This window comes from Fructilactobacillus sp. X7R9C1, assembly GCF_059901005.1.
In genome coordinates, this window is sequence record NZ_JBWXVG010000001.1 from 142,653 (window position 1) to 163,224 (window position 20,572).

19 protein-coding genes are annotated in these 20,572 nt (G+C 36.8%); 17 read left to right on the forward strand and 2 right to left on the reverse strand.

Translation table 11 applies throughout. The features are described 5' to 3' along the window. Positions 1–23: 23 nt before the first annotated feature. The 3 genes from der to AC6UD0_RS00745 all read left to right on the forward strand — a co-directional run bounded on the left by der (position 24) and on the right by AC6UD0_RS00745 (position 3,150). Positions 24–1,331 carry a ribosome biogenesis GTPase Der gene (gene der, locus AC6UD0_RS00735; RefSeq protein WP_500707823.1) on the forward strand — a complete coding sequence of 436 codons (1,308 nt, stop codon included), beginning with the start codon at positions 24–26 and terminating at the stop codon, positions 1,329–1,331. Between the two features lie 209 nt (positions 1,332–1,540). Beyond that, a complete protein-coding gene (gene hbs, locus AC6UD0_RS00740) occupies positions 1,541–1,816 on the forward strand; it encodes a non-specific DNA-binding protein Hbs (protein ID WP_010021419.1) in 276 nt (91 codons plus the stop codon). 68 nt (positions 1,817–1,884) lie between these two features. Then, positions 1,885–3,150, forward strand: a complete 1,266-nt coding sequence (locus AC6UD0_RS00745) for a tetratricopeptide repeat protein (protein WP_500707825.1) — start codon at positions 1,885–1,887, stop codon at positions 3,148–3,150. 38 nt (positions 3,151–3,188) lie between these two features. On the opposite strand, the gene AC6UD0_RS00750 is transcribed toward AC6UD0_RS00745, so the two are convergent. Beyond that, on the reverse strand, positions 3,189–4,007 hold the full coding sequence (locus tag AC6UD0_RS00750; RefSeq protein ID WP_500693777.1) for a site-specific integrase: 819 nt from the start codon (positions 4,005–4,007) through the stop codon (positions 3,189–3,191). Between the two features lie 114 nt (positions 4,008–4,121). On the opposite strand from AC6UD0_RS00750, the gene AC6UD0_RS00755 reads away from it, so the two are divergent. The 13 genes from AC6UD0_RS00755 (at position 4,122) to AC6UD0_RS00815 (ending at position 17,734) form a co-directional block, all read left to right on the forward strand. Next, a complete protein-coding gene (locus AC6UD0_RS00755) occupies positions 4,122–5,330 on the forward strand; it encodes a CCA tRNA nucleotidyltransferase (protein WP_500707826.1) in 1,209 nt (402 codons plus the stop codon). A 20-nt stretch (positions 5,331–5,350) separates the two neighbouring features. After that, entirely contained in the window at positions 5,351–7,270 is a 1,920-nt protein-coding gene (locus tag AC6UD0_RS00760) for an ABC-F family ATP-binding cassette domain-containing protein (RefSeq protein ID WP_500707827.1), read from the forward strand. A gap of 30 nt (positions 7,271–7,300) precedes the next feature. Beyond that, the gene (locus tag AC6UD0_RS00765) at positions 7,301–8,251 is read left to right on the forward strand and encodes a thymidylate synthase (protein WP_500707828.1); all 951 of its coding nucleotides are present in this window, start codon (positions 7,301–7,303) and stop codon (positions 8,249–8,251) included. A gap of 9 nt (positions 8,252–8,260) precedes the next feature. Continuing rightward, positions 8,261–8,755, forward strand: coding sequence for a dihydrofolate reductase (locus AC6UD0_RS00770; protein ID WP_500693773.1), 495 nt, complete (start codon positions 8,261–8,263; stop codon positions 8,753–8,755). Positions 8,756–8,766: 11 nt separating this feature from the next. Continuing rightward, on the forward strand, positions 8,767–8,988 hold the full coding sequence (locus AC6UD0_RS00775) for a YozE family protein (RefSeq protein WP_500693772.1): 222 nt from the start codon (positions 8,767–8,769) through the stop codon (positions 8,986–8,988). 17 nt (positions 8,989–9,005) lie between these two features. Beyond that, on the forward strand, positions 9,006–9,881 hold the full coding sequence (ylqF, locus tag AC6UD0_RS00780; protein WP_500699466.1) for a ribosome biogenesis GTPase YlqF: 876 nt from the start codon (positions 9,006–9,008) through the stop codon (positions 9,879–9,881). Then, positions 9,871–10,635: a ribonuclease HII gene (gene rnhB / locus AC6UD0_RS00785; RefSeq protein ID WP_500707830.1), complete on the forward strand. Its 765-nt coding sequence runs from the start codon at positions 9,871–9,873 to the stop codon at positions 10,633–10,635. The genes ylqF and rnhB overlap by 11 nt, the downstream gene beginning before the upstream one ends. A 38-nt stretch (positions 10,636–10,673) precedes the next feature. Next, a complete protein-coding gene (dprA, locus tag AC6UD0_RS00790; protein ID WP_500707832.1) occupies positions 10,674–11,546 on the forward strand; it encodes a DNA-processing protein DprA in 873 nt (290 codons plus the stop codon). 90 nt (positions 11,547–11,636) lie between these two features. Beyond that, a complete protein-coding gene (gene topA, locus AC6UD0_RS00795) occupies positions 11,637–13,766 on the forward strand; it encodes a type I DNA topoisomerase (protein WP_500693768.1) in 2,130 nt (709 codons plus the stop codon). Positions 13,767–13,842: 76 nt separating this feature from the next. Next, the gene (xerC, locus tag AC6UD0_RS00800; protein WP_500707833.1) at positions 13,843–14,769 is read left to right on the forward strand and encodes a tyrosine recombinase XerC; all 927 of its coding nucleotides are present in this window, start codon (positions 13,843–13,845) and stop codon (positions 14,767–14,769) included. A gap of 20 nt (positions 14,770–14,789) precedes the next feature. Then, positions 14,790–15,332: an HslVU peptidase proteolytic subunit gene (hslV, locus tag AC6UD0_RS00805; protein WP_500695638.1), complete on the forward strand. Its 543-nt coding sequence runs from the start codon at positions 14,790–14,792 to the stop codon at positions 15,330–15,332. Between the two features lie 16 nt (positions 15,333–15,348). Then, entirely contained in the window at positions 15,349–16,803 is a 1,455-nt protein-coding gene (gene hslU, locus AC6UD0_RS00810) for an ATP-dependent protease ATPase subunit HslU (protein ID WP_500707835.1), read from the forward strand. Between the two features lie 46 nt (positions 16,804–16,849). Next, positions 16,850–17,734, forward strand: a complete 885-nt coding sequence (locus AC6UD0_RS00815; protein ID WP_500696681.1) for an aldose 1-epimerase family protein — start codon at positions 16,850–16,852, stop codon at positions 17,732–17,734. Between the two features lie 41 nt (positions 17,735–17,775). On the opposite strand, the gene plsY is transcribed toward AC6UD0_RS00815, so the two are convergent. Further along, positions 17,776–18,423, reverse strand: coding sequence for a glycerol-3-phosphate 1-O-acyltransferase PlsY (gene plsY / locus AC6UD0_RS00820; RefSeq protein WP_500693763.1), 648 nt, complete (start codon positions 18,421–18,423; stop codon positions 17,776–17,778). 172 nt (positions 18,424–18,595) lie between these two features. Between plsY and parE the strand changes: the two genes are divergently transcribed. Next, on the forward strand, positions 18,596–20,557 hold the full coding sequence (parE, locus tag AC6UD0_RS00825; RefSeq protein WP_500693762.1) for a DNA topoisomerase IV subunit B: 1,962 nt from the start codon (positions 18,596–18,598) through the stop codon (positions 20,555–20,557). Positions 20,558–20,572 lie beyond the last annotated feature (15 nt).

A 20,572-nucleotide genomic window follows, 5' to 3' on the forward strand; every position in this document is an offset into this window, starting at 1 on the left:
TCAAAAATAAGAGGTGATATAAAATGGCAAAACCTACTGTAGCAATTGTTGGAAGACCAAACGTTGGTAAATCAACAATTTTTAATCGAATTGCTGGTGAACGAATTTCAATTGTTGAAGATACTCCTGGAGTGACCCGTGATCGTATTTATGCTCATGGGAGTTGGCTTGGTCACAATTTTAATTTGATCGACACTGGTGGAATTGAAGTTGCTGATGAACCATTTATTAAGCAAATTACTGATCAAGCAGAAATTGCGATTGATGAAGCTGATGTAATTATATTTATGGTAAATGGTAAGCAGGGAATGACTGACGCTGATGAACGAGTGGCTCAATTATTGTATCGATCTGATACACCAGTTGTATTGGCGGTTAATAAAATTGACAATCCCGAAAGTCGGGCCGACATTTATGATTTCTATGCTTTGGGGTTTGGTGACCCATACCCCATTTCGGGATCTCACGGACTTGGTTTAGGGGATTTGTTAGATGCTGTTGTTAAGAATTTCCCAGAAAATACTAACGAAGCTGACGATGATAGTATTAAGTTTAGTGTGATTGGCCGACCAAATGTTGGCAAGTCATCACTTGTCAATGCTATTTTAGGAGAGAATCGGGTGATCGTATCAAATGTAGCTGGCACTACTCGCGATGCGATTGACACTAAGTTTGAAAATGATGGTCAAGAGTACACCATTGTTGATACCGCAGGAATTCGGAAACGTGGTAAGGTTTATGAAAAGACCGAGAAATACAGCGTAATGCGAGCTATGAGAGCAATTGATGGAAGTGATGTGACATTGATGGTTCTTAATGCAGAAGAAGGCATTAGAGAGCAAGACAAGCGGGTTGCTGGATATGCGCACGAGGCTGGAAAGGGTGTCATCATTGTCGTTAATAAATGGGACGCTTTAAAAAAGGATAATCACTCGCAACAACAATTTGAAGCTGATATTCGTGAGCAATTTCAGTATTTGGCTTACGTACCCATTATTTTTGTATCCGCAACGACCAAACAACATGTTAGTCAGTTACCATCTTTGATTAAACGAGTTAACGAAAACCATCAACGTCGAATCCAGTCGTCAACCTTAAATGATGTTATCATGGATTCAATCGCAATTACTCCAACACCAACCAGAAATGGGAAGCGACTTCGGATTTACTATGCTACCCAGGTTGCTGTTGGACCGCCAACGATTGTCTTGTTTGTAAATGATCCAGAACTACTTCATTTTTCGTACAAACGTTATTTGGAAAATCAAATTAGAAAAAATTTTGACTTTGCTGGGACACCAATTCACTTGATAGCAAGGCGTCGAAAGTAATGACTAATGGTAACAACCTTCTAATCATAATTATATTAAAATTTTTTTAGTAAATGTTAATTATACTTCCATTATTTGTTGCAATGACACCATTCTTATGCTAAATTAAGACTAGAAATGATGTAGTCGTACATCATTTCCCCTGGCTTAATCTTTAACTTATTGGGTGTTTTTTACATAAAAAACATCTATTCAGGAGGTGAATACACATGGCCAACAAAGCAGAATTAGTTAATGATGTCGCAAAGGCAACTGGTTTAACTAAGAAAGATGCCACCGCAGCTTTGGATGCAGTTTTTGACTCAATCCAAGACAAGTTGACTCACGGTGAAAAGGTACAATTGATCGGTTTTGGTAATTTCGAAGTACGTAATCGTGCCGCTCGTAAGGGACGTAACCCCCAAACTGGTGCAGAAATTCAAATCCCTGCAAGTAAAGTACCTGCCTTTAAACCCGGTAAGGCTTTAAAGGAAGCTGTTAAATAGTTTTATTTAATAGTTTAACCAGTGCGCTTATGCGTACTGGTTTTTTTATTAGTAGGAGGACATGTGTAATGACTTATTCAGAGCAAGCCTTAGACGCCCTAAAAAAGGGTGATATGAGTCAATTTAATGATGACATCAAAAAAGCCAAGGTAAATGATAGTGATGATATGATTTATTCGTTAGCAGAAGAACTTTATTCATTAGGTTTTTTAAACGAATCGATTGATATATATAAAGATCTTTTAAAAAAATATCCTGAGGAAGACGAGTTAAGAACAAGTATTGCGGATATTTTGATTTCTGAAGGCAAGATTGATAAAGCGCTTAATTATTTAAGTGAGATTAAACCTGATTCCCCAAATTATGTTAATGCTTTGATGGTTGAAGCTGATCTTTATCAAACTCAGGAAATGTATAACGTTAGTGAACAAAAATTACTTGAAGCTGAAAAAATTGATCCAGACGAAAACGTAATTAAATTTGCCCTGGCTGAATTGTATTTTTCTACCGGACAATTTGATAAAGCCATTCCTATATACTTGGGAATAATTAAACAAGGTGTTTTGAACATTTCTTCAGTTAATTTGGTTGAAAGGTTAGGGGTGGCATATGCTAATGCAGGTCATTTTGAGCAGGCTATTGGATACCTTGAACAGATTAAGCCCATTGATATGACGCCAGACGTCAAATTTGAAACGGGTTTTACTTACTTACAGTTGAAAAACTACGCTAAAGCGATTGAGATGTTCAAGCAGTTGCGAGAAGAGGATCCTCAGTATGCCTCACTGTATCCTTACTTAGGGGAAGCATACATTCAAATGAATGAACCTGAAAATGCTTTAAAGGTTTATCAGGAGGGTATGAGTGTTGATCAGTATAATGTCAATATGTACATTAAAGCCGCAGACGTTGCTGCTAAACTTTCAAAAGAAGACCTAGCCCTGAAGTATCTTAATAAGGGACATCAGGTTGATCCGGATAACATGGAATTAATTATTAAGTTATCTAATTTGTACGTTAAGCAGGGCGAATATCAAAAAAATGTTGATTTTTTGAGCCCATACGTAAAAGAAGAAGAAACCGATCCACAAATTTACTGGAATTTGGCGGTGTCTTATGCTCATCTTGAAAAGTATGATGATGCTCAAAAGTACTATGAGCGAGCTCTTCCGTACTTTGATGATAATCCTGATTTTTTACGTGAGGCGATTTTATTGTTCAGAGAGAATGGTCAAATTAAGGAAACCATTAAACTGTTAAAACATTATGTGAAACTTGTCCCGACTGATGATGAAATGGCATACATGCTTGAAGATTTAGAAGATTACGAGTAACAAAATAAGGATCAGAGTTGGATTTGATACTCTGATCCTTATTTTTGTGCTAATTTTTGATAATAGATTAGTGACGCTGGATCCATTCTTAAATCCTGTGCAAGAGTTTTGTCACTATCATTTGGATGTTGATTGAGGTAGTTAACGACGAATGCTTGGTATAGTGATTTGGGATTAAGATTCATTGCTAGGTATTCACTATCTGGCTTTAAGTATTTGTGAAGACCTGCAGATGTAATATGGCAGTTGGAAGCGATTCTTTGCTTTAAAAAGAGGTCCTTTGAATGATGACGAATTTGAAGCGGGGTAACAAATTTTTGAAAATTAGATAAAAAGGATTTTTCTTCAGGTGAAAAGTCAACGTGGTTTAATTCATGATAAAAGCCAGGTAAGAGAAACTCTGAAGATTGGTATCCCTTACTGATAAGTAACAGCGTCATTCTAGTGTAATAGTGAACCTCAGGATCTTCGAGGATAGTTGGTAAAGAATAGATCCACTTGGTAATGTATGAATTATGTTCGTTTTTTTCCTTACTTTTAATGTTAATTGTAGGAAGATGGGTATTAAGGTGGTTGTTAAATAAGAATTTAAAGTAGACGTTGATCTGAGATAAAACCTTGTTATAGGTATTGTTTCCGTTATTACGCTTAGAAATGATCATATCTAGATATTGCTCGATGTCTCGATCAAAGATTTGACTAACTCGGTGATCCGCTTGGTATCCCACGTTGAAATTAGATAAATAATTAAAAAGATCCGATAAGGTTTTGGAATACTCTCGAATGGTTACATTTGAGAGTTCTTTTTTTCTTAGATAACGTTCAAAATGATCTTGATATGGATAATTGTTACTCATGATTTGTCTCCTGTAATAAGTTACTTTAACTTAATCATAACACAAGAACCAGACACAAGCCTAACTTTTATATGATAATTTTGGTAAAATGAAATCAGTGAAGGTGTGTGGATCATGAAAATAGACAACTTACCAAGTGAATTTGATGATGCTAGAAGGGTTCTTCAGACAATTGAAGAAGCGGGATTTCAAGCTTATTTTGTTGGCGGATCAGTCCGTGACACTATTTTGCATTCACCAATTCATGACGTTGATATCGCAAGTAGTGCGTATCCTGAAGAAATTAAAACCATTTTCAAGAAGACAATTGATACTGGGATTGAACACGGAACCGTTACGGTGGTGCACGATGGTCGATCTTATGAAATCACGACGTTTCGGACTGAATCAGGATACCAAGATTATCGGCGTCCCGATCAAGTTACCTTTGTTCGATCACTTGAAGATGATTTAAAGCGTCGTGATTTTACTATCAATGCGCTTGCCATGAAAGAAAATGGTGAAATCATTGACTTGTTTGGTGGATTAAATGATTTAAGAAATCATCTAATTAAGGCTGTTGGAGATCCAGAACAACGTTTTAATGAGGATGCCTTACGAATGATGCGTGCTGTTCGCTTTGCTAGTAAACTGGATTTTGCAATTGAAAAGAACACTTTTAACGCGATTAGTAAACATAGTTATCTATTAAAAAAGATTGCTGTGGAACGAATTAACGTGGAATTTGTAAAGATGATGCTAGGGATGGCTCCTGGCAGGGGGCTTAAACAGATGATCCAAACGAATTTAATTAAGTATGTTCCCGTCTTGGGTGATTATGTTTCTGAAATAGCTAGGTTAGGGTCACGTCCCATTTCAGAATACATTAATAACGAAGTTCAGGTTTGGTCCTTAATTGCATGTCAGTGCGAATTAAATAGTGAACAGATTGGACATCTGATGAAGAGTTGGAAGGGATCAAATAGGTTAACCGAGAACGTTAAACTAACGGTTAAAGCAACTTACAAGATTGTAAGTGATGTTTTAGATCCAGTAACGTCGTATAAAGTTGGTCGCATCAATCTTGATAACGCATGTCAAGTAGCCATGACCTTAGGTAAGGTAGTCAATATTGACCAAATAGAAAATGAATATGATCGCCTTCCGATTAAAAGTAAAAGTGAACTAAAAATTAACGGTAAAATGTTGATTGATAGAGGTTTTAAACCAGGTCCATTATTAGGAAATGTTCTTAATCAACTGGAACGTTCCGTTATAAGTGGCCAAATTAAAAATGATTCAGATTCACTACTTTCTGCATCGAAGCAAATAAATAATGATTAAAAATAATTGGAGCAGATATTGTGCAAACACTAAAAGCAGAAAACTTGACGAAGACGTATGGTGAAAAGACTTTATTTAAAAATCTTGACTTTATTATCAATGAACATGACCGAATTGGATTAATTGGAACGAATGGAAGTGGTAAATCGTCCCTTTTAAATACTATTTCTGGAATTGATCATGATGTTAATGGGACAATTACCACTTCTAAGTCGTACACAATTGGATACCTAAAGCAGGTTCCAGATTTAGATGAAAACCTAACCGTTATTGACGCTGTTTTTGCTGGTGATCAAAAGATTTTTAAAATCATCAGATCCTATGAACATGCACTTAAAAATTACTCTAAGCATCCGGAAAATTCAGATTTTGAAAAAAAGTTTGAGAATGCAGAAGCAAAAATGAATGAAGAGGATGCCTGGACGGCGGAAGTGGACGTTAAAAACATCCTTAATCAACTGAAAATTACCGATTTAGATCAAAAGGTGGGAAGCATGTCGGGTGGCCAGCAGAAACGAGTTGGATTAGCTCAGGTTTTAATTCAGTCACCTGATTTACTTTTATTAGATGAACCTACCAATCACTTGGATTTTGACTCGATTGACTGGTTGGAACGATTTTTGAGTAAATACAAGGGAGCTTTAGTATTTGTTACCCATGATCGTTATTTTTTGGATCAAATTGCTAATCAAATATGGGAATTATCATTTGGTAAACTTTATAAGTATCCCGGTAATTATCAAGATTATGTCCAGAGGAAAGCTGAACTTGATGAAGAGCAAGAGGCTGCCTCTCATAAGCAGCAACGGCTTTACAAACAAGAGTTAAAGTGGATGAAAAAAGGCGCTAAAGCTCGTTCCACTAAGCAACAGGCCCGCATTAATCGATTTAACGATTTAAAAGCTGATGTTGATCAGGGCAATCCAATCGATGAAGATGTCGATATCACGATGGGTCAAAAACGGCTTGGTAAAAAAGTGATTGACATTAAACACGCTAACTTAACAATTGCTCATAAGCCAATTCTAAGAGATTTCAGCATGTTAATTCAAAATGGTGAACGAATCGGAATTAGTGGTGAAAATGGTGCCGGGAAATCAAGCTTTTTAAATGTAATTGCTGGAAAGCTTCCACTTCAGTCCGGTACCATTGCTATTGGTGAAACCGTTAAAATGGCATATTATACACAAAAAATGGAGAAAATCCCGGAAGACAAACGTGTTATTAGTTATTTAACTGATATCGGTGAAAATGTGGTTGATAAGGATGGAAATAAGGTCAGCGTTACTAATTTATTAGAACAGTTCCTTTTTCCTAAATTTATGCATGGAACTTTGATCCGCAAGCTTTCAGGTGGAGAAAAAAGGCGCCTTTATTTACTGAAATTATTGATGGAGCAACCAAATGTGCTTCTTCTTGATGAGCCAACTAATAATCTCGATATTGGGACCTTAACGGTTCTAGAGGATTACATCAAGCACTTTAATGGGACAACGATTACAGTATCTCATGATCGTTACTTTCTTGATAAAGTAGCTGATCGATTATTGATTTTTGATGGGAATGCTAAAATTGAGCGTTATACTGGTCAATTTACTGATTATCTACAAAAAATGAAAATGCAAAGGAAACAGGTTCATCATGATAGTAAGAACCAAACCAATAGCCGATTAGATGAAGCTAAAGATAGCACTTCCGAGAAAAAAAGCACGAAATCGAAAACCAAGTTAACGTATGCTGAAAGAATTGAGTGGGATAAGATCGATGGCAAGATTAATTCTTTAGATCGCCAGACTAAAGATGTAAAAAAACAGATGCAAGAAAATAGTTCGGATTACGATAAGTTAGCAGAGTTACAACGAAATCTTGATGAATTAAATCAGAAATCGGATCAATTAATGAACCGATGGGAATATTTGAGCCAGTACGTTGATGAGTAGTTGTTTTTATTAAAAAAGGAAGAGATTAAAATGTTAGAGGATGCATATTTAAATCTAGAACGTTACGTTTTAGAGAATGGTCATAAAAAGTCAGATCGAACTGGTACCGGAACCATTAGTACGTTTGGGTATCAAATGCATTTTAACTTACAGGATGGCTTTCCGCTTTTAACCACTAAGGCGGTTCCCTTTCGGTTGATTAAATCAGAATTACTCTGGTTTTTGCGGGGTGATACTAACATTCGTTATTTACTTAAACATAATAATCATATTTGGGATGAATGGGCGTTTGAAAAATGGATTAATTCTGACGAATATCATGGACCCGATATGACTAATTTTGGTTTGCGTTCACAAAGTGATCCCGAATTTAATGAAGAATACCAAAAGCAGAAAAAAATATTTTGTGAGCAGGTTTTAAATGACGATGATTTTGCCAAAAAATATGGCGATCTAGGCCTAGTTTATGGGAGTCAATGGCGTAACTGGAAAACGAGCAATGGTAAGGCGATTGACCAGATTAAAAATGTTATTAGTACCATTAAAACTAATCCTGATTCCAGAAGAATGATTGTGAGTGCTTGGAATCCAGAAGATATTTCTAGTATGGCTCTTCCACCTTGTCATGTAATGTTTCAGTTTTACGTAAACGATGGCAAGTTAAGTTGTCAACTGTATCAGCGTAGTGGTGATATTTTTTTAGGAGTTCCATTTAATATCGCAAGTTATGCTTTACTTACTAGTTTAATTGCCAAAGAGGTCGGATTAATTCCTGGTGACTTTGTCCATACGTTGGGTGATGCTCATATTTACAGTAATCACATTGATCAAGTCAAAGAGCAGTTAACGAGAAAGCCACACCCAGCTCCACATCTATGGCTAAATCCCAATAAGGAAAGTATTTTTGATTATGATATGGATGATATTAAGGTGGTTGATTATCACCATGACAAGCCAATTAAAGCGTCAGTGGCAGTATAGGAGATTATTATGTTAGCTTATATTTGGGCAGAATCAAATGGACATGTCATTGGAAAAGATGGTAAATTACCCTGGCACTTGCCGGATGACATGCAATTTTTTAAACGTAATACGATCGATCATCAAATTCTAGCTGGTAGAACCACGTATGATAGTTTTAAAAGACCATTACCAAGACGCAAAAATTTGGTTTTGACTCACCGCCCGCAGAGTGATTTTCCGAGTGGGGTTGTGACCTTTAAAACGGTTGATGAATTTTTGAAGTATGCAAAAAGATACCCTAATGAAATGATTTTTGTGGTTGGCGGAACGTCTGTATTTGAAGATTTGTTGCCGTTTGTTGATTATCTGTATCGCACTAGTATCAATCATGATTTTGATGGGGATGTTAAAATGATTGATATTGATTATTCTCAATTTGAATTAGAAAAGAAGATTTCTGGAAAAGTTGATGAACATAATGTTTATCCGCATACTTTTGAGATATTTAAGCGTAAGAAATAAGAGGTAAGAAATTGAGAAAAAGTTTTTATGAATTTTTAATGACTAGAAGACATCCAGGGAGTTCCGATCCGATTGCGGAGTTTGCTAATAATGCGTTCTTTGATCAATTATTTCCAAAGCAAGAGGATAATTTTGAAAGGCTTTCTAAGTACTTGGAGGAAAATGCTGGTTATTTACCATCCATGACAATTTTTGATGATGCATGGAAAGAGTATCTTGCCTACCTCGATTAACGATAAAGGAGCAGTAAATGGGAAGTAATATACAATGGTTTCCTGGACACATGGCGAAAGCTATTCGTCAGTTTGAGGAAAATGTCCACGTTGTTGATATTATTTTTGAATTGGTTGATGCAAGGATTCCGTATTCATCGATTAATCCAGAGATTAAGCGAGTATCAGGTAGTAAACCACGCTTGTTTATTTTAACTAAATCTGATTTAGCTGATCCAAAGATGACTAAAGAATGGTTAGATTACTTTAATAGTACGGGATTATCGGCCATCTCAATCGATTCAAAATCACGTGGGGTCAGAAATAAGATTGAGACTGCTGCTCGGAAAGTTCTGAAGGATAAGTTAGAACAATCGCAAGCAAAGGGATTAAAAAAAGATATCATTAAGGCTGTCTGTGTTGGGGTTCCGAACGTTGGTAAGTCAACTTTGTTGAACCAGTTAGTTAGTAAGAGATCAGCAGCGGTTGGCAATCGTCCGGGAGTAACTAAGGGTCAACAATGGTTAACCTCCAGTAAAACGATGGAATTATTGGATACTCCCGGAATATTGTGGCCAAAGTTTCAAAATCAAGAGATTGCTGATAAATTAGCGTTAACGGGAGCAATTAAGGAGAGTATTTATCATCCTGATGATATTGCTTTATTTGCGCTTCATTTTTTTCGTAGTCACCATAGCGACGAGATCTTGAAACGTTATCATTTGGGTCCGTTCGATTTAAACCTAAGTGATGTTGAGTTATTACTTAAAATTACTGAAAAGATTGGAATGAAAGACGATTACGACCGAGCCAGCGTCAGGATTATTAATGATGTTCAAAAGGGAAAATTAGGACGTTTTACGTTAGATTCCCTTGAACTGGTGGAAAGAAATGAGTATGGTAATGACGATTAGAGAAATTTCTGAGCGGTTTGCTAACGTTGATAATGTTAGTGATCCGCTTTTTGTCCGCTTTGGGGATGATCCACGAATTGGAGTTCAAAGAATTATTAAGAGAACGTTGAAGCGAATTAATACCCAGACCGAGAAAAAACGTGATTTTTTAACCAGATTTAAATATGAAAAAGAAATATGGCAACGCGGGGTGAAGTATATTGCTGGCGTTGATGAAGTGGGCAGAGGGCCGCTTGCTGGTCCAGTAGTCGCTGGTGCGGCAATTTTACCAGTTGACTTTGATCTTATTGACGTCAATGATTCCAAAAAATTAAGTGATGAAAAAAGACGAGAACTAGTTCCAAAAATCAAAAAGGAAGCGATTGCTTACAACTGTTTTGCGGTTTCAAGTCAGATGATTGATCAAGTCAATATTTATGAAGCAACTAGAATTGCCATGAAAAACGTAATTAGTATGTTAGATCCACAGCCAAATCATATTATTGTGGACGCCATGGCAATTGATGACAGTATTCCGCAGACTAGGTTGATTAAGGGAGACTCAAAATCAGTTAGTGTTTCTGCTGCTAGTATCCTTGCTAAGGTTTTTCGAGACGATTTAATGAATGAATACGCTCGTAAGTATCCTGGATATGGATTCGAACGAAATGCGGGTTATGGAACCAAAGAACATTTACGGGCTTTAGATAAACTTGGTCCGACCCCAATTCATCGCAAGACTTTTTCACCAGTATTAAAAACAATCAATCATTAATTTACGTATTTATCCATAGACAAACCAGGAGGTAGAAAATGGATAAACGGAAATTATTGCTTAGAATCAAGTTATGTCGTGGGATTGGGATTAAAGGCGAAGCAATTCTTGCACGGTGGGTTAAGGGGACTTCAGTTGAAAACATGTCTTTATCTGAGGTTGAAGGTGAATTAATCAATCTATTAAAACGTCATCATTTGCAGACAACGAAGTTTAAGAATTCATTTTTAAGTAGTGAGTTAGAGCGATCTTTTCGTTTGAACCAAAAGTGTCATTGGATGACCATTCTTGATGATGGTTATCCTGAACAACTTGCTGATATTTATTGTGCGCCAATTGTGCTTTTTTACGTTGGAGATGTGTCGTTGCTTACAACACGTTCGATTTCTGTGGTAGGTGCACGACAGTGTACAAGTTATTCAATCGCAGCAATTAAGGATATTATTACGCGTCCAGTACTTAAAAAGTTTACGATTGTGTCTGGTCTGGCTAAGGGAGTTGATTGTTTAAGTCATCAGTGCGCTTTAGCACATGATGGCCGTACCATTGCGGTGATTGGAACAGGCCTCGACCGTTTTTATCCCGCTGAATGTACGCAGCTTCAGGATAATTTGATGAGGACCAACCTGGTTATCAGTGAGTATCCATTAGGAAGTAAACCCTTAAAATACCATTTTGTGGAACGAAATCGCATTATTGCTGGTCTTTGCGAAAAATTAATTGTTGTTGAGGCAAAGCAAAGGTCAGGAAGTTTAATTACTGCTAGTTTGGCTTTGACCGAAAATCGGGATGTCCTTGCCATACCAGGTAATATTACTTCTCCACTTTCTAAGGGTTGTAATCAATTAATTGCTTCTGGAGCACGTCCTTGTTTGAGTGATAATGATGTTTTGGAAGATTCTTTAGTTTGACAGGTCTTTAAAACTGCAATATGATATGGAAGAAATTTAAACGGAAATTATCATGTATTAATGAAGAAAAAAATAACGAGGATAATTTTAATGGCCACAACTTCTGTAGCAAAGACAAAGAAAACAACTAAAACAAAAAAACGTAAAGCAAGTTCAAGAAAGAAAAAGTTAGTGATTGTCGAATCGCCAGCTAAAGCAAAGACAATTCAAAAGTATCTAGGAAGTACCTATAAGGTCGTAGCAAGTAAAGGACACGTTCGTGATCTCCCTAAGAGTAGGATGGGCGTGGACATTGAAGACGATTTTAAACCTGATTACATTTCAATTAGGGGGAAGGGTGACGTAATTAAAATGCTAAAGTCTGAGGCTAAGAAGTCGAAGATGATTTATTTAGCATCTGACCCTGACCGTGAGGGTGAGGCAATTGCCTGGCATGTTTCTCACGTATTGAATCTTGACGTTAATGATCAAAATCGGGTGGTCTTTAACGAAATTACCAAAGATACCGTTAAGGATGCTTTCAAACATCCAAGAACGATTGATATGAATCTCGTGGATGCCCAACAAGCACGTCGGGTTTTGGATCGATTAGTGGGATATTCAATTTCTCCACTGCTTTGGAAAAAAGTAAAAAAGGGCTTAAGTGCCGGACGGGTGCAGTCAGTGGCATTGTGGTTAGTGATTGATCGGGAACGTCAGATTAGAAAATTTGAGCCCGAAGAATACTGGACAATCGATTCTGAATTTAAGTCTGGTCGTTCAAAGTTTAAAGCCAGTTTCTACGGTCTTAATGGCAAGAAAGCGAAACTTGCGAATAATGATGATGTGCAAAAAGTTTTAAAACAAATTGATCCAAAAGCTGATTTTGATATTACAAAAGTCACTAAAAAAGAACGACGGAGACAACCAAACGCACCATTCACAACCAGTACTCTTCAACAAGACGCCAACCGGAAATTAAATTTTAAGACTGGACGAACAATGATGGCTGCCCAGCAACTTTATGAGGGAATTAATATTGGCAAAGAAGGAAGCCAGGGTCTCATTACCTATATGAGAACTGATTCAACAAGAATCTCATCAATTGCTAAGCATGAGGCAGCTACCTTTCTTCATGAAAAGTATGGGGCAGAATACTCTGCTAATAAACCAATTAAGGGGAAAATGCCAGAGGGTGCTCAGGATGCGCACGAAGCAGTCCGACCTACATCCGTTTATCGGACTCCTGCAAGCATTAAACAATATCTTACTAAGGATCAATATAAACTTTACAATTTAGTTTGGTCACGATTTGTAGCTAGTCAAATGACTCCAGCAATTATGGATACTGAAACAGTAACCATTGAACAAAATGGTGTAACGTATCGTGCTAACGGCTCAAAGATGAAATTTGAAGGTTTTTTGAAAGTCTATTCAAATGGGAAAGAGAAAGATAATATCTTGCCTGATTTAAATAGTGGTGACACCGTTAAATTATCTAAAAATAATCCAGACCAACACTTTACTCAACCACCAGCTCGATACACTGAAGCCAATCTGATTAAAACTTTAGAAGAGAATGGAGTGGGACGTCCATCTACCTATTCGCCAACATTAGGTACAATTCAAAAACGTTATTACGTTAAACTAGTTGGAAAACGATTTGAACCAACCGAACTCGGTGAGATTGTAAATAAAATTATTGAAGAGTACTTTCCTGACATTGTCAACGTTGATTTCACGGCTGATGTCGAAGGAAAATTGGATGAGATCGAAGAAGCTAAAGAAAAATGGGTTGAAGTTGTAGATCACTTTTATCAACCATTTTCAAAAGAAGTGGATCATGCGGAACAGCTTATGGAAGATGTTCAAATTAAGGATGAATTAGCCGGGTTTAACTGTGAGATATGTGGTGCGCCGATGGTCGTAAAGATGGGTAAGTATGGCAAGTTTTACGCTTGTTCACGCTTTCCTGATTGCCGCAATACTCAAGCAATTGTCAAAGAAATTGGTGTAACTTGTCCGAAGTGTAAGAAGGGCCAAGTTATTGAACGTAAAACAAAAAAGAATCGGTTGTTTTATGGGTGTTCACGTTATCCTGAATGTGACTTTGTTTCTTGGGACAAGCCAATTGGAAGAGATTGTCCAAAGTGTGGTCATTTCTTGGTTGAAAAAAAGGTTCGTGGTGGCATGCAAGTTATTTGTCCAAACGGCGATTATAAAGAAGACATTCAGAAATAATTAAAATAGCTGTTCCTCGGAACGGTTTTATTTATAAGGTAAAATGTAAAAAGTTACTTTAACTTAGGAAAAAATAATGCAAAACAAAAAACTAATCGAACTATTCGTAAAATATATTGTAAACGAACGTCAATATTCAAAAGACACGGCTAAAGCTTACGAAGACGATCTTGAGGAATTTAATGTATTTCTACAGACGTCAGGAAATGCTAAAAGCTTTAAAAATATCGACAATTTTGACGTTGAAGTTTTCTTAGGTACTTTGCACGATAGAGGAGATGAGAATAGCACCATCGCTCGTAAAATTTCTTCATTAAGGTCTTTTTTTAATTTTTTGCTAAACAATGAACTAATTTCGGACAATCCGTTTGAATATGTTCACATAAAAAAGCATAATAAGCATTTACCAAGATTCTTTTATCAAAAAGAATTAGACATTCTTTTTGAAACAGCCGCAAGTAATCAAGACAAACGAATTGCTACTCGTGACAGTGCCATTCTCGAGGTTCTATACGGGACGGGAATGAGAGTCAGTGAGTGCTCCAATCTTGATATTAACGACATTGATTTTGATAATCGAATCATGCTTGTTTTAGGTAAGGGAAACAAGGAACGTTATCTGCCATTTGGAAGGTATGCTAAAAGTGCTATTTTACGATATATGGAGAAATGCCGAACGCCAATTATGCGTAAATATCATAAAGACCATCTTTACTTATTTATCAATCAGCATGGTGATAAACTGTCAAGCCGCGGTATTGAATACATTTTAGATGGAATTATGAAAAGAAGTGGTCTTAATAGTTCAATTCATCCTCACATGCTTCGTCATACATTTGCCACTCAAATGTTGAATAATGGAGCTGATCTTAGAACTGTTCAGGAATTACTTGGTCATTCTGATTTATCTACAACCCAAATTTATACTCATGTTACCAAAGAAGGACTACTTAAGAACTACCAGAAGTTCTTTAAGCGTCCTGATGAAGATAATCCAAACTAACTTTTGAAGGGAATTTAATTATGACAGTAAAATTTGAAGCTACCACAATTTGCGCCATCAGACATAATGGTCACGTTGCACTAGCTGGTGACGGTCAAGTTACTATGGGAGAAAAAGTTATCATGAAGGGAACCGCACATAAAATCCGTCGGATCTTTGATGGGAAAGTTGGAGTCGGTTTTGCTGGAAGTGTTTCTGATGCATTTAACCTAGAAGAAAAGTTTGAAAAAAAGTTGAAAGAATATAGCGGCAACTTAAAAAGAGCTTCAGTAAAATTAGCTCAAGAATGGCGCGGCGATCAACAGTTACAAAAACTTGAGGCCATGCTAATTGTTGCCGATCATGATAATTTGCTTTTAGTATCTGGTTCAGGAGAAGTAATTGAGCCAGACGATGATATTTTAGCAATTGGATCTGGTGGTAATTTTGCATTAGCAGCAGCCACTGCAATGAAACATAAGGCGCCTGAAATGTCAGCTGAAGAAATTGCCAAAGCTGCTATTAACATCGCTGCTGACATTGATATTTTTACTAATCACAATGTAATTTCTGAAGAACTATAAACCGAGGTATTAATTAATGACAAAAGAAGAACAAATGACACCAAAAGAAATTGTTTCCCAATTAGATAATTATATTGTTGGACAGGACGATGCTAAGAAGTCTGTAGCAATCGCGTTGCGTAATCGTTACCGTCGTCTTCAATTAAGCCCACAGATGCAAGAGGACATTACTCCTAAAAACTTATTGATGATCGGTCCCACTGGAGTTGGTAAGACAGAAATTGCACGTCGTTTGGCTAAGATTGTAGACGCTCCATTTGTCAAAGTAGAAGCAACCAAATTCACTGAAGTTGGATACGTTGGTGGAGATGTTAATTCAATGGTTCGTGATTTAGTTGAGAGCTCAGTTCAAATGGAAAAGAAAATTGAGTTTAAAAACGTTAGACGTGAAGCTGAAAAGAAAGCGAATAAGGACTTGGCTGAGATCATTTCACGCGAAGAAAACCACGTAGATGATCCAGAAGCAATGGCAAATAATGATAAAAAATTAGAAGATACGGTTAAAGAATTTAATAAGGCGTTTAAGAAGGGGAAACCAATAGATCTATCTTGGTTAACTCAAAAAGATCCCTTCATGGATAATGACGAAAAGAATAAAATTAAAAACGATGCCGATCAAATTTTAAATCAAATTGAAAAAGGCGAGTTAGAGGACCATGAAGTTAAAATCTCCATTGATGACCCAGCGGCTGCACTAAACGCGGACAACGGCAAAATGGAACAAATGGGAATTAACTTGCAGGGATTAGAGAGTATGCTGCCAAAGAAGCAAGTTGAAAGAGTACTTCCGTTAAAAGAAGCTCGTGAAGCATTAATCAATCAAGAATCAGAAACACTAATTGACGATGCCAAAGTGAATGGCTCAGCAATTAAACGTGCCGAAAATACCGGGATTATTTTTATAGATGAAATTGATAAATTGACTGGTGGAAACAAACAAACTCGTGGAGAAGTGTCAAGAGAAGGTGTTCAACGAGACATTTTACCAATCGTTGAAGGTGTAAATGTAAATACTAAGTATGGAGTCATAAATACCAATCACATCTTGTTTATCGGTTCCGGTGCTTTTGCTGATAGTAAGCCTTCAGATTTAATTCCTGAACTGCAAGGTCGATTCCCAATTCGAGTAGAATTAAATGATCTAAGTAAGAATGACTTTGTTAAAATTTTAACTGAACCGAGTGATGCATTAATTAAGCAATATGTAGCATTAATTGGGACGGATAATATTAAAGTAACTTTTACTAAGGAAGCAATTGAAAAAATTGCTGATATTGCATATTCTGTTAACCATGATACTGATAATATCGGGGCTAGACGGCTTCACACAATTCTAGAAAAATTACTTGAAGATATTTTGTATGAAGGACCAGATATGCATATGGGTGATATTACGATTAACCAACAATACGTTGAAGACAAAGTTGGTAATCTTGCGGCTGATGAAAATATAGCACGATATATTTTATAGTTTCTACATTTTGTGAAATAATATATAAAGAAAGGGAGGGATTAAATTGCCAGTTACACTAAAAAATGATTACTTAACGGTTCGAATTAATCAAAAAGGTGCTGAGATTGTTTCGGTTAAGGATCAAAGCGGTACTGAATATATTTGGGGTGCTAATAAAAAGTACTGGAAGCGTCATGCACCGATCTTGTTTCCAATCGTTGGTCGACTTCAAGATGATGATTATATTTACGATGGAAACAGTTATCATATGTATCAGCATGGTTTTGCTAGAGATAGTGAGTTTGAGATCGAATCTCACAACCAAACCGAAGTCAATTTTATGTTGCATTCGAGTGCGGCTACTAGAAAGATTTATCCCTTTAACTTTAATTTATCCATTCACTATGAGCTAGATGAACACACCATTGCGGTTGAAATGGTAGTAGAAAATATCAATCCAGATCCAATGTATTTCTCATTAGGAGCTCATCCAGGATTCAACGTCCCATTGTTTCCTAAGAAAGAAACATTTGATGATTATTCGGTCTCGATTGCTCCAAAGCATGACTATAAAACTGTTAGAATTGATCAGAATGGATACAGTAATATTAAACATCCAATTGAAAAAACGCTGAACAATCCACTACAGTTAAATCGTGACCTATTTATTCATGATGCAAAGGTGCTTGATGTATCTGATAATGAGCAAACTACCGTTATGCTCCAATCAGATGTCACCGAGCATGGAGTCGCTTTGACTGCTTACGACTGTAAGTACATTGGTATCTGGTCAACTTATCCTAAAAATGCTCCCTTTGTGTGTTTAGAACCATGGTGGGGAATTGCTGATGAGGAAGGCAGTACTGGATTTTTAAAAGATAAGGCCGATATAAGCAAACTTGACCCGAACGAAAGCTTAAATGCTAATTTTGATATTACTTTCTTCTAAATAAGATTAAATTAAATAAGGGACACTCGTTGAGTGCCCCCTTATTTATGCTGTTTTTTTGAAGGAATGGATTTCTTTACGTATTTTAAGTACCAGTAATAAAGACCAAACGGAACGAGATTTTCATCTCCATGAATAATCTTAATGATGTTGTTACGGTGGCGATAGAAAGTAAAGATTGTTAAACAAATTGCTAGAATTGTCAGTGCTGGATCGTTTTCAAATAATGATGCAATAACAATAATGGTAAAGCCTAGCATACTAGCAAGACTTACCATACTAGTAACAAAGATACAGATAATCCAAGTTCCGGCCGCAATGCAGAAAAAGACGAAGTTATATGCCCAAAGCATCCCGGCACTAGTTGCAACTGCCTTACCACCACGAAAATGATCAAAAATTGAATAAGTATGGCCTAAGATCGCTGCCAGTCCAAAAATGAGTGGGTACCATGAATGGATTCCAAACTGCATTGGTAACCAAGTAGCAATGGCGCCCTTAGCAATATCAAGAATCATCACAATGGTTCCTGCAAACCATCCTAGTACCCGATAAGTGTTGGTAGCGCCAATATTTTTGGAGCCATGTCGTCTAATGTCGATATGAAAAAATACTTTGCCAATCCAAATTCCGTTGGGAATTGATCCCAATAAATAAGCAAAGATTAGGAGAATAATAAATTTAACCATATCTTCCTCCGTATTATTAATGTAATATATAAGTCCCAAAAGTTTATTTTATCATTAAAAAGATGATTTTAAAATTTAGTTTGGGAAAATGAGCTAACTTTAAAACGTCTTTGCAATCAAGTTTAAATAGGTTATTATTAAAAACGATGACTAAAAGAAGGAGTCTTTCCTAATGACACAGGCAAAAAAGCAAGAGTATGATGACTCTTCAATTCAAGTTTTACATGGTTTAGAAGCAGTTCGAAAACGACCTGGTATGTACATAGGTTCTACTGATTCAAAGGGATTGCACCATTTAGTTTACGAAATTGTTGACAATGCAGTCGATGAAGCATTAGCTGGCTATGGTGATGAAATCAACGTCACCATTCACGAAGATGATAGTATCACAGTGGTTGATCATGGGCGTGGTATGCCAACTGGAATGCATTCTTCTGGAAAACCAACTCCTGAAGTAATTTTAACGGTTCTTCATGCTGGTGGGAAATTTGGCCAAGGAGGATATAAAACTTCGGGGGGATTGCACGGAGTTGGGTCAAGTGTTGTTAATGCACTTTCAACTCATTTAACGGTTCAAATTGTCCGTAATGGTACTCTTTATCAAGAAGATTTTAAGAATGGTGGGCATCCTGTTGGAACCTTAAAAAAAATTGGAAAAACCAATAAACATACCGGAACGACTGTCACATTTAAACCTGATCCGGACATCTTTACTACTACAACTTATAATTATGATATCTTGGCAGAACGGCTTCGTGAGTCTGCCTTTTTGCTGAAGGGCGTTAAAATAACGCTTAAAGATGAAAGACCCGGAAAGATTCGTGAAGATGAATTTCAGTTCAAAGATGGGATTAAGGAATTTGTTGACTATCTGAACGAAGGCAAAAGTACACTTGGAAAAGTTATGTATTTCGATGGGAAAAAAGATGGCATTGAAGTTGAAGTTGCTGCTCAATACAATGACGGCTATACCGAAAATATGCTTTCATTTGTTAATAATGTTAGAACTAAAGATGGTGGAAGTCATGAAGCTGGCTTTAGGAGTGCATGGACCAAGTCTTTTAATGAGTATGCCCGTAAAGTCGATTTATTAAAGGACAAGGACAAAAATCTGGAGGGAAACGATGTTCGTGAGGGGTTAACTGCTGTCGTAGCGTTAAAAGTACCTGAAGAACTGCTCCAATTTGAAGGTCAAACTAAAGAAAAATTGGGAACCCCGATTGCAAGGTCAGTTGTTGATAGTGTTGTTTCAGAACAATTACTCTACTACCTAATGGAAAATAGCGACTTCGCTAAAACTTTGATTAAAAAGGCCACTAATGCGCGCACAGCGCGTGAGGCTGCTAAAAAGGCTCGGGAAGAGAGTCGACACGGTAAAAAGAAAAAGAAACGAGAACGACTCCTTTCTGGGAAACTGACCCCAGCTCAGTCAAAAGATACGAGTGAAAACGAATTATTTCTAGTTGAAGGAGATTCGGCCGGAGGCTCCGCTAAGCAAGGACGAGATCGAAAGCATCAAGCAATTTTACCGTTACGTGGTAAGGTTCTAAATACTGAACGTGCTAAACTTCCCGATATTATGAAAAATGAGGAAATTAGTACGATTATCTACACAGTAGGAGCGGGTGTAGGAACTGATTTTAAGATCGAGGAATCAAATTATGACAAAATCATTATCATGACAGATGCGGACGATGATGGTGCCCACATTCAGATCCTCCTTCTGACTTTCTTCTATAAATATATGCGGCCAATGATTGAAGCAGGTAAGGTATATATTGCGTTACCGCCACTTTATAAATTGCAACATGGTAAAGGGAAGAGATCCAAAGTAGAATATGCTTGGACCAATGAAGAACGTGATCAAGACATTAAAGATTTTAAATCAGGATATTCGTTACAGCGTTTCAAAGGTTTGGGCGAGATGAACGCGGATCAATTATGGGAAACTACGATGGATCCTGCCAAAAGGACTTTAATTCGAGTTCGAATCGATGATGCAGCTGATGCAGAACGACAAGTATCAACTTTAATGGGTAATAAAGTAGAACCACGTCGAAAATGGATTGAAAATAACGTTCAATTTAATCTCGAAGAAGACGGAAGTATTTTAGATAATACTGAGAAAAATTAGCTTGGAGGTGATGAA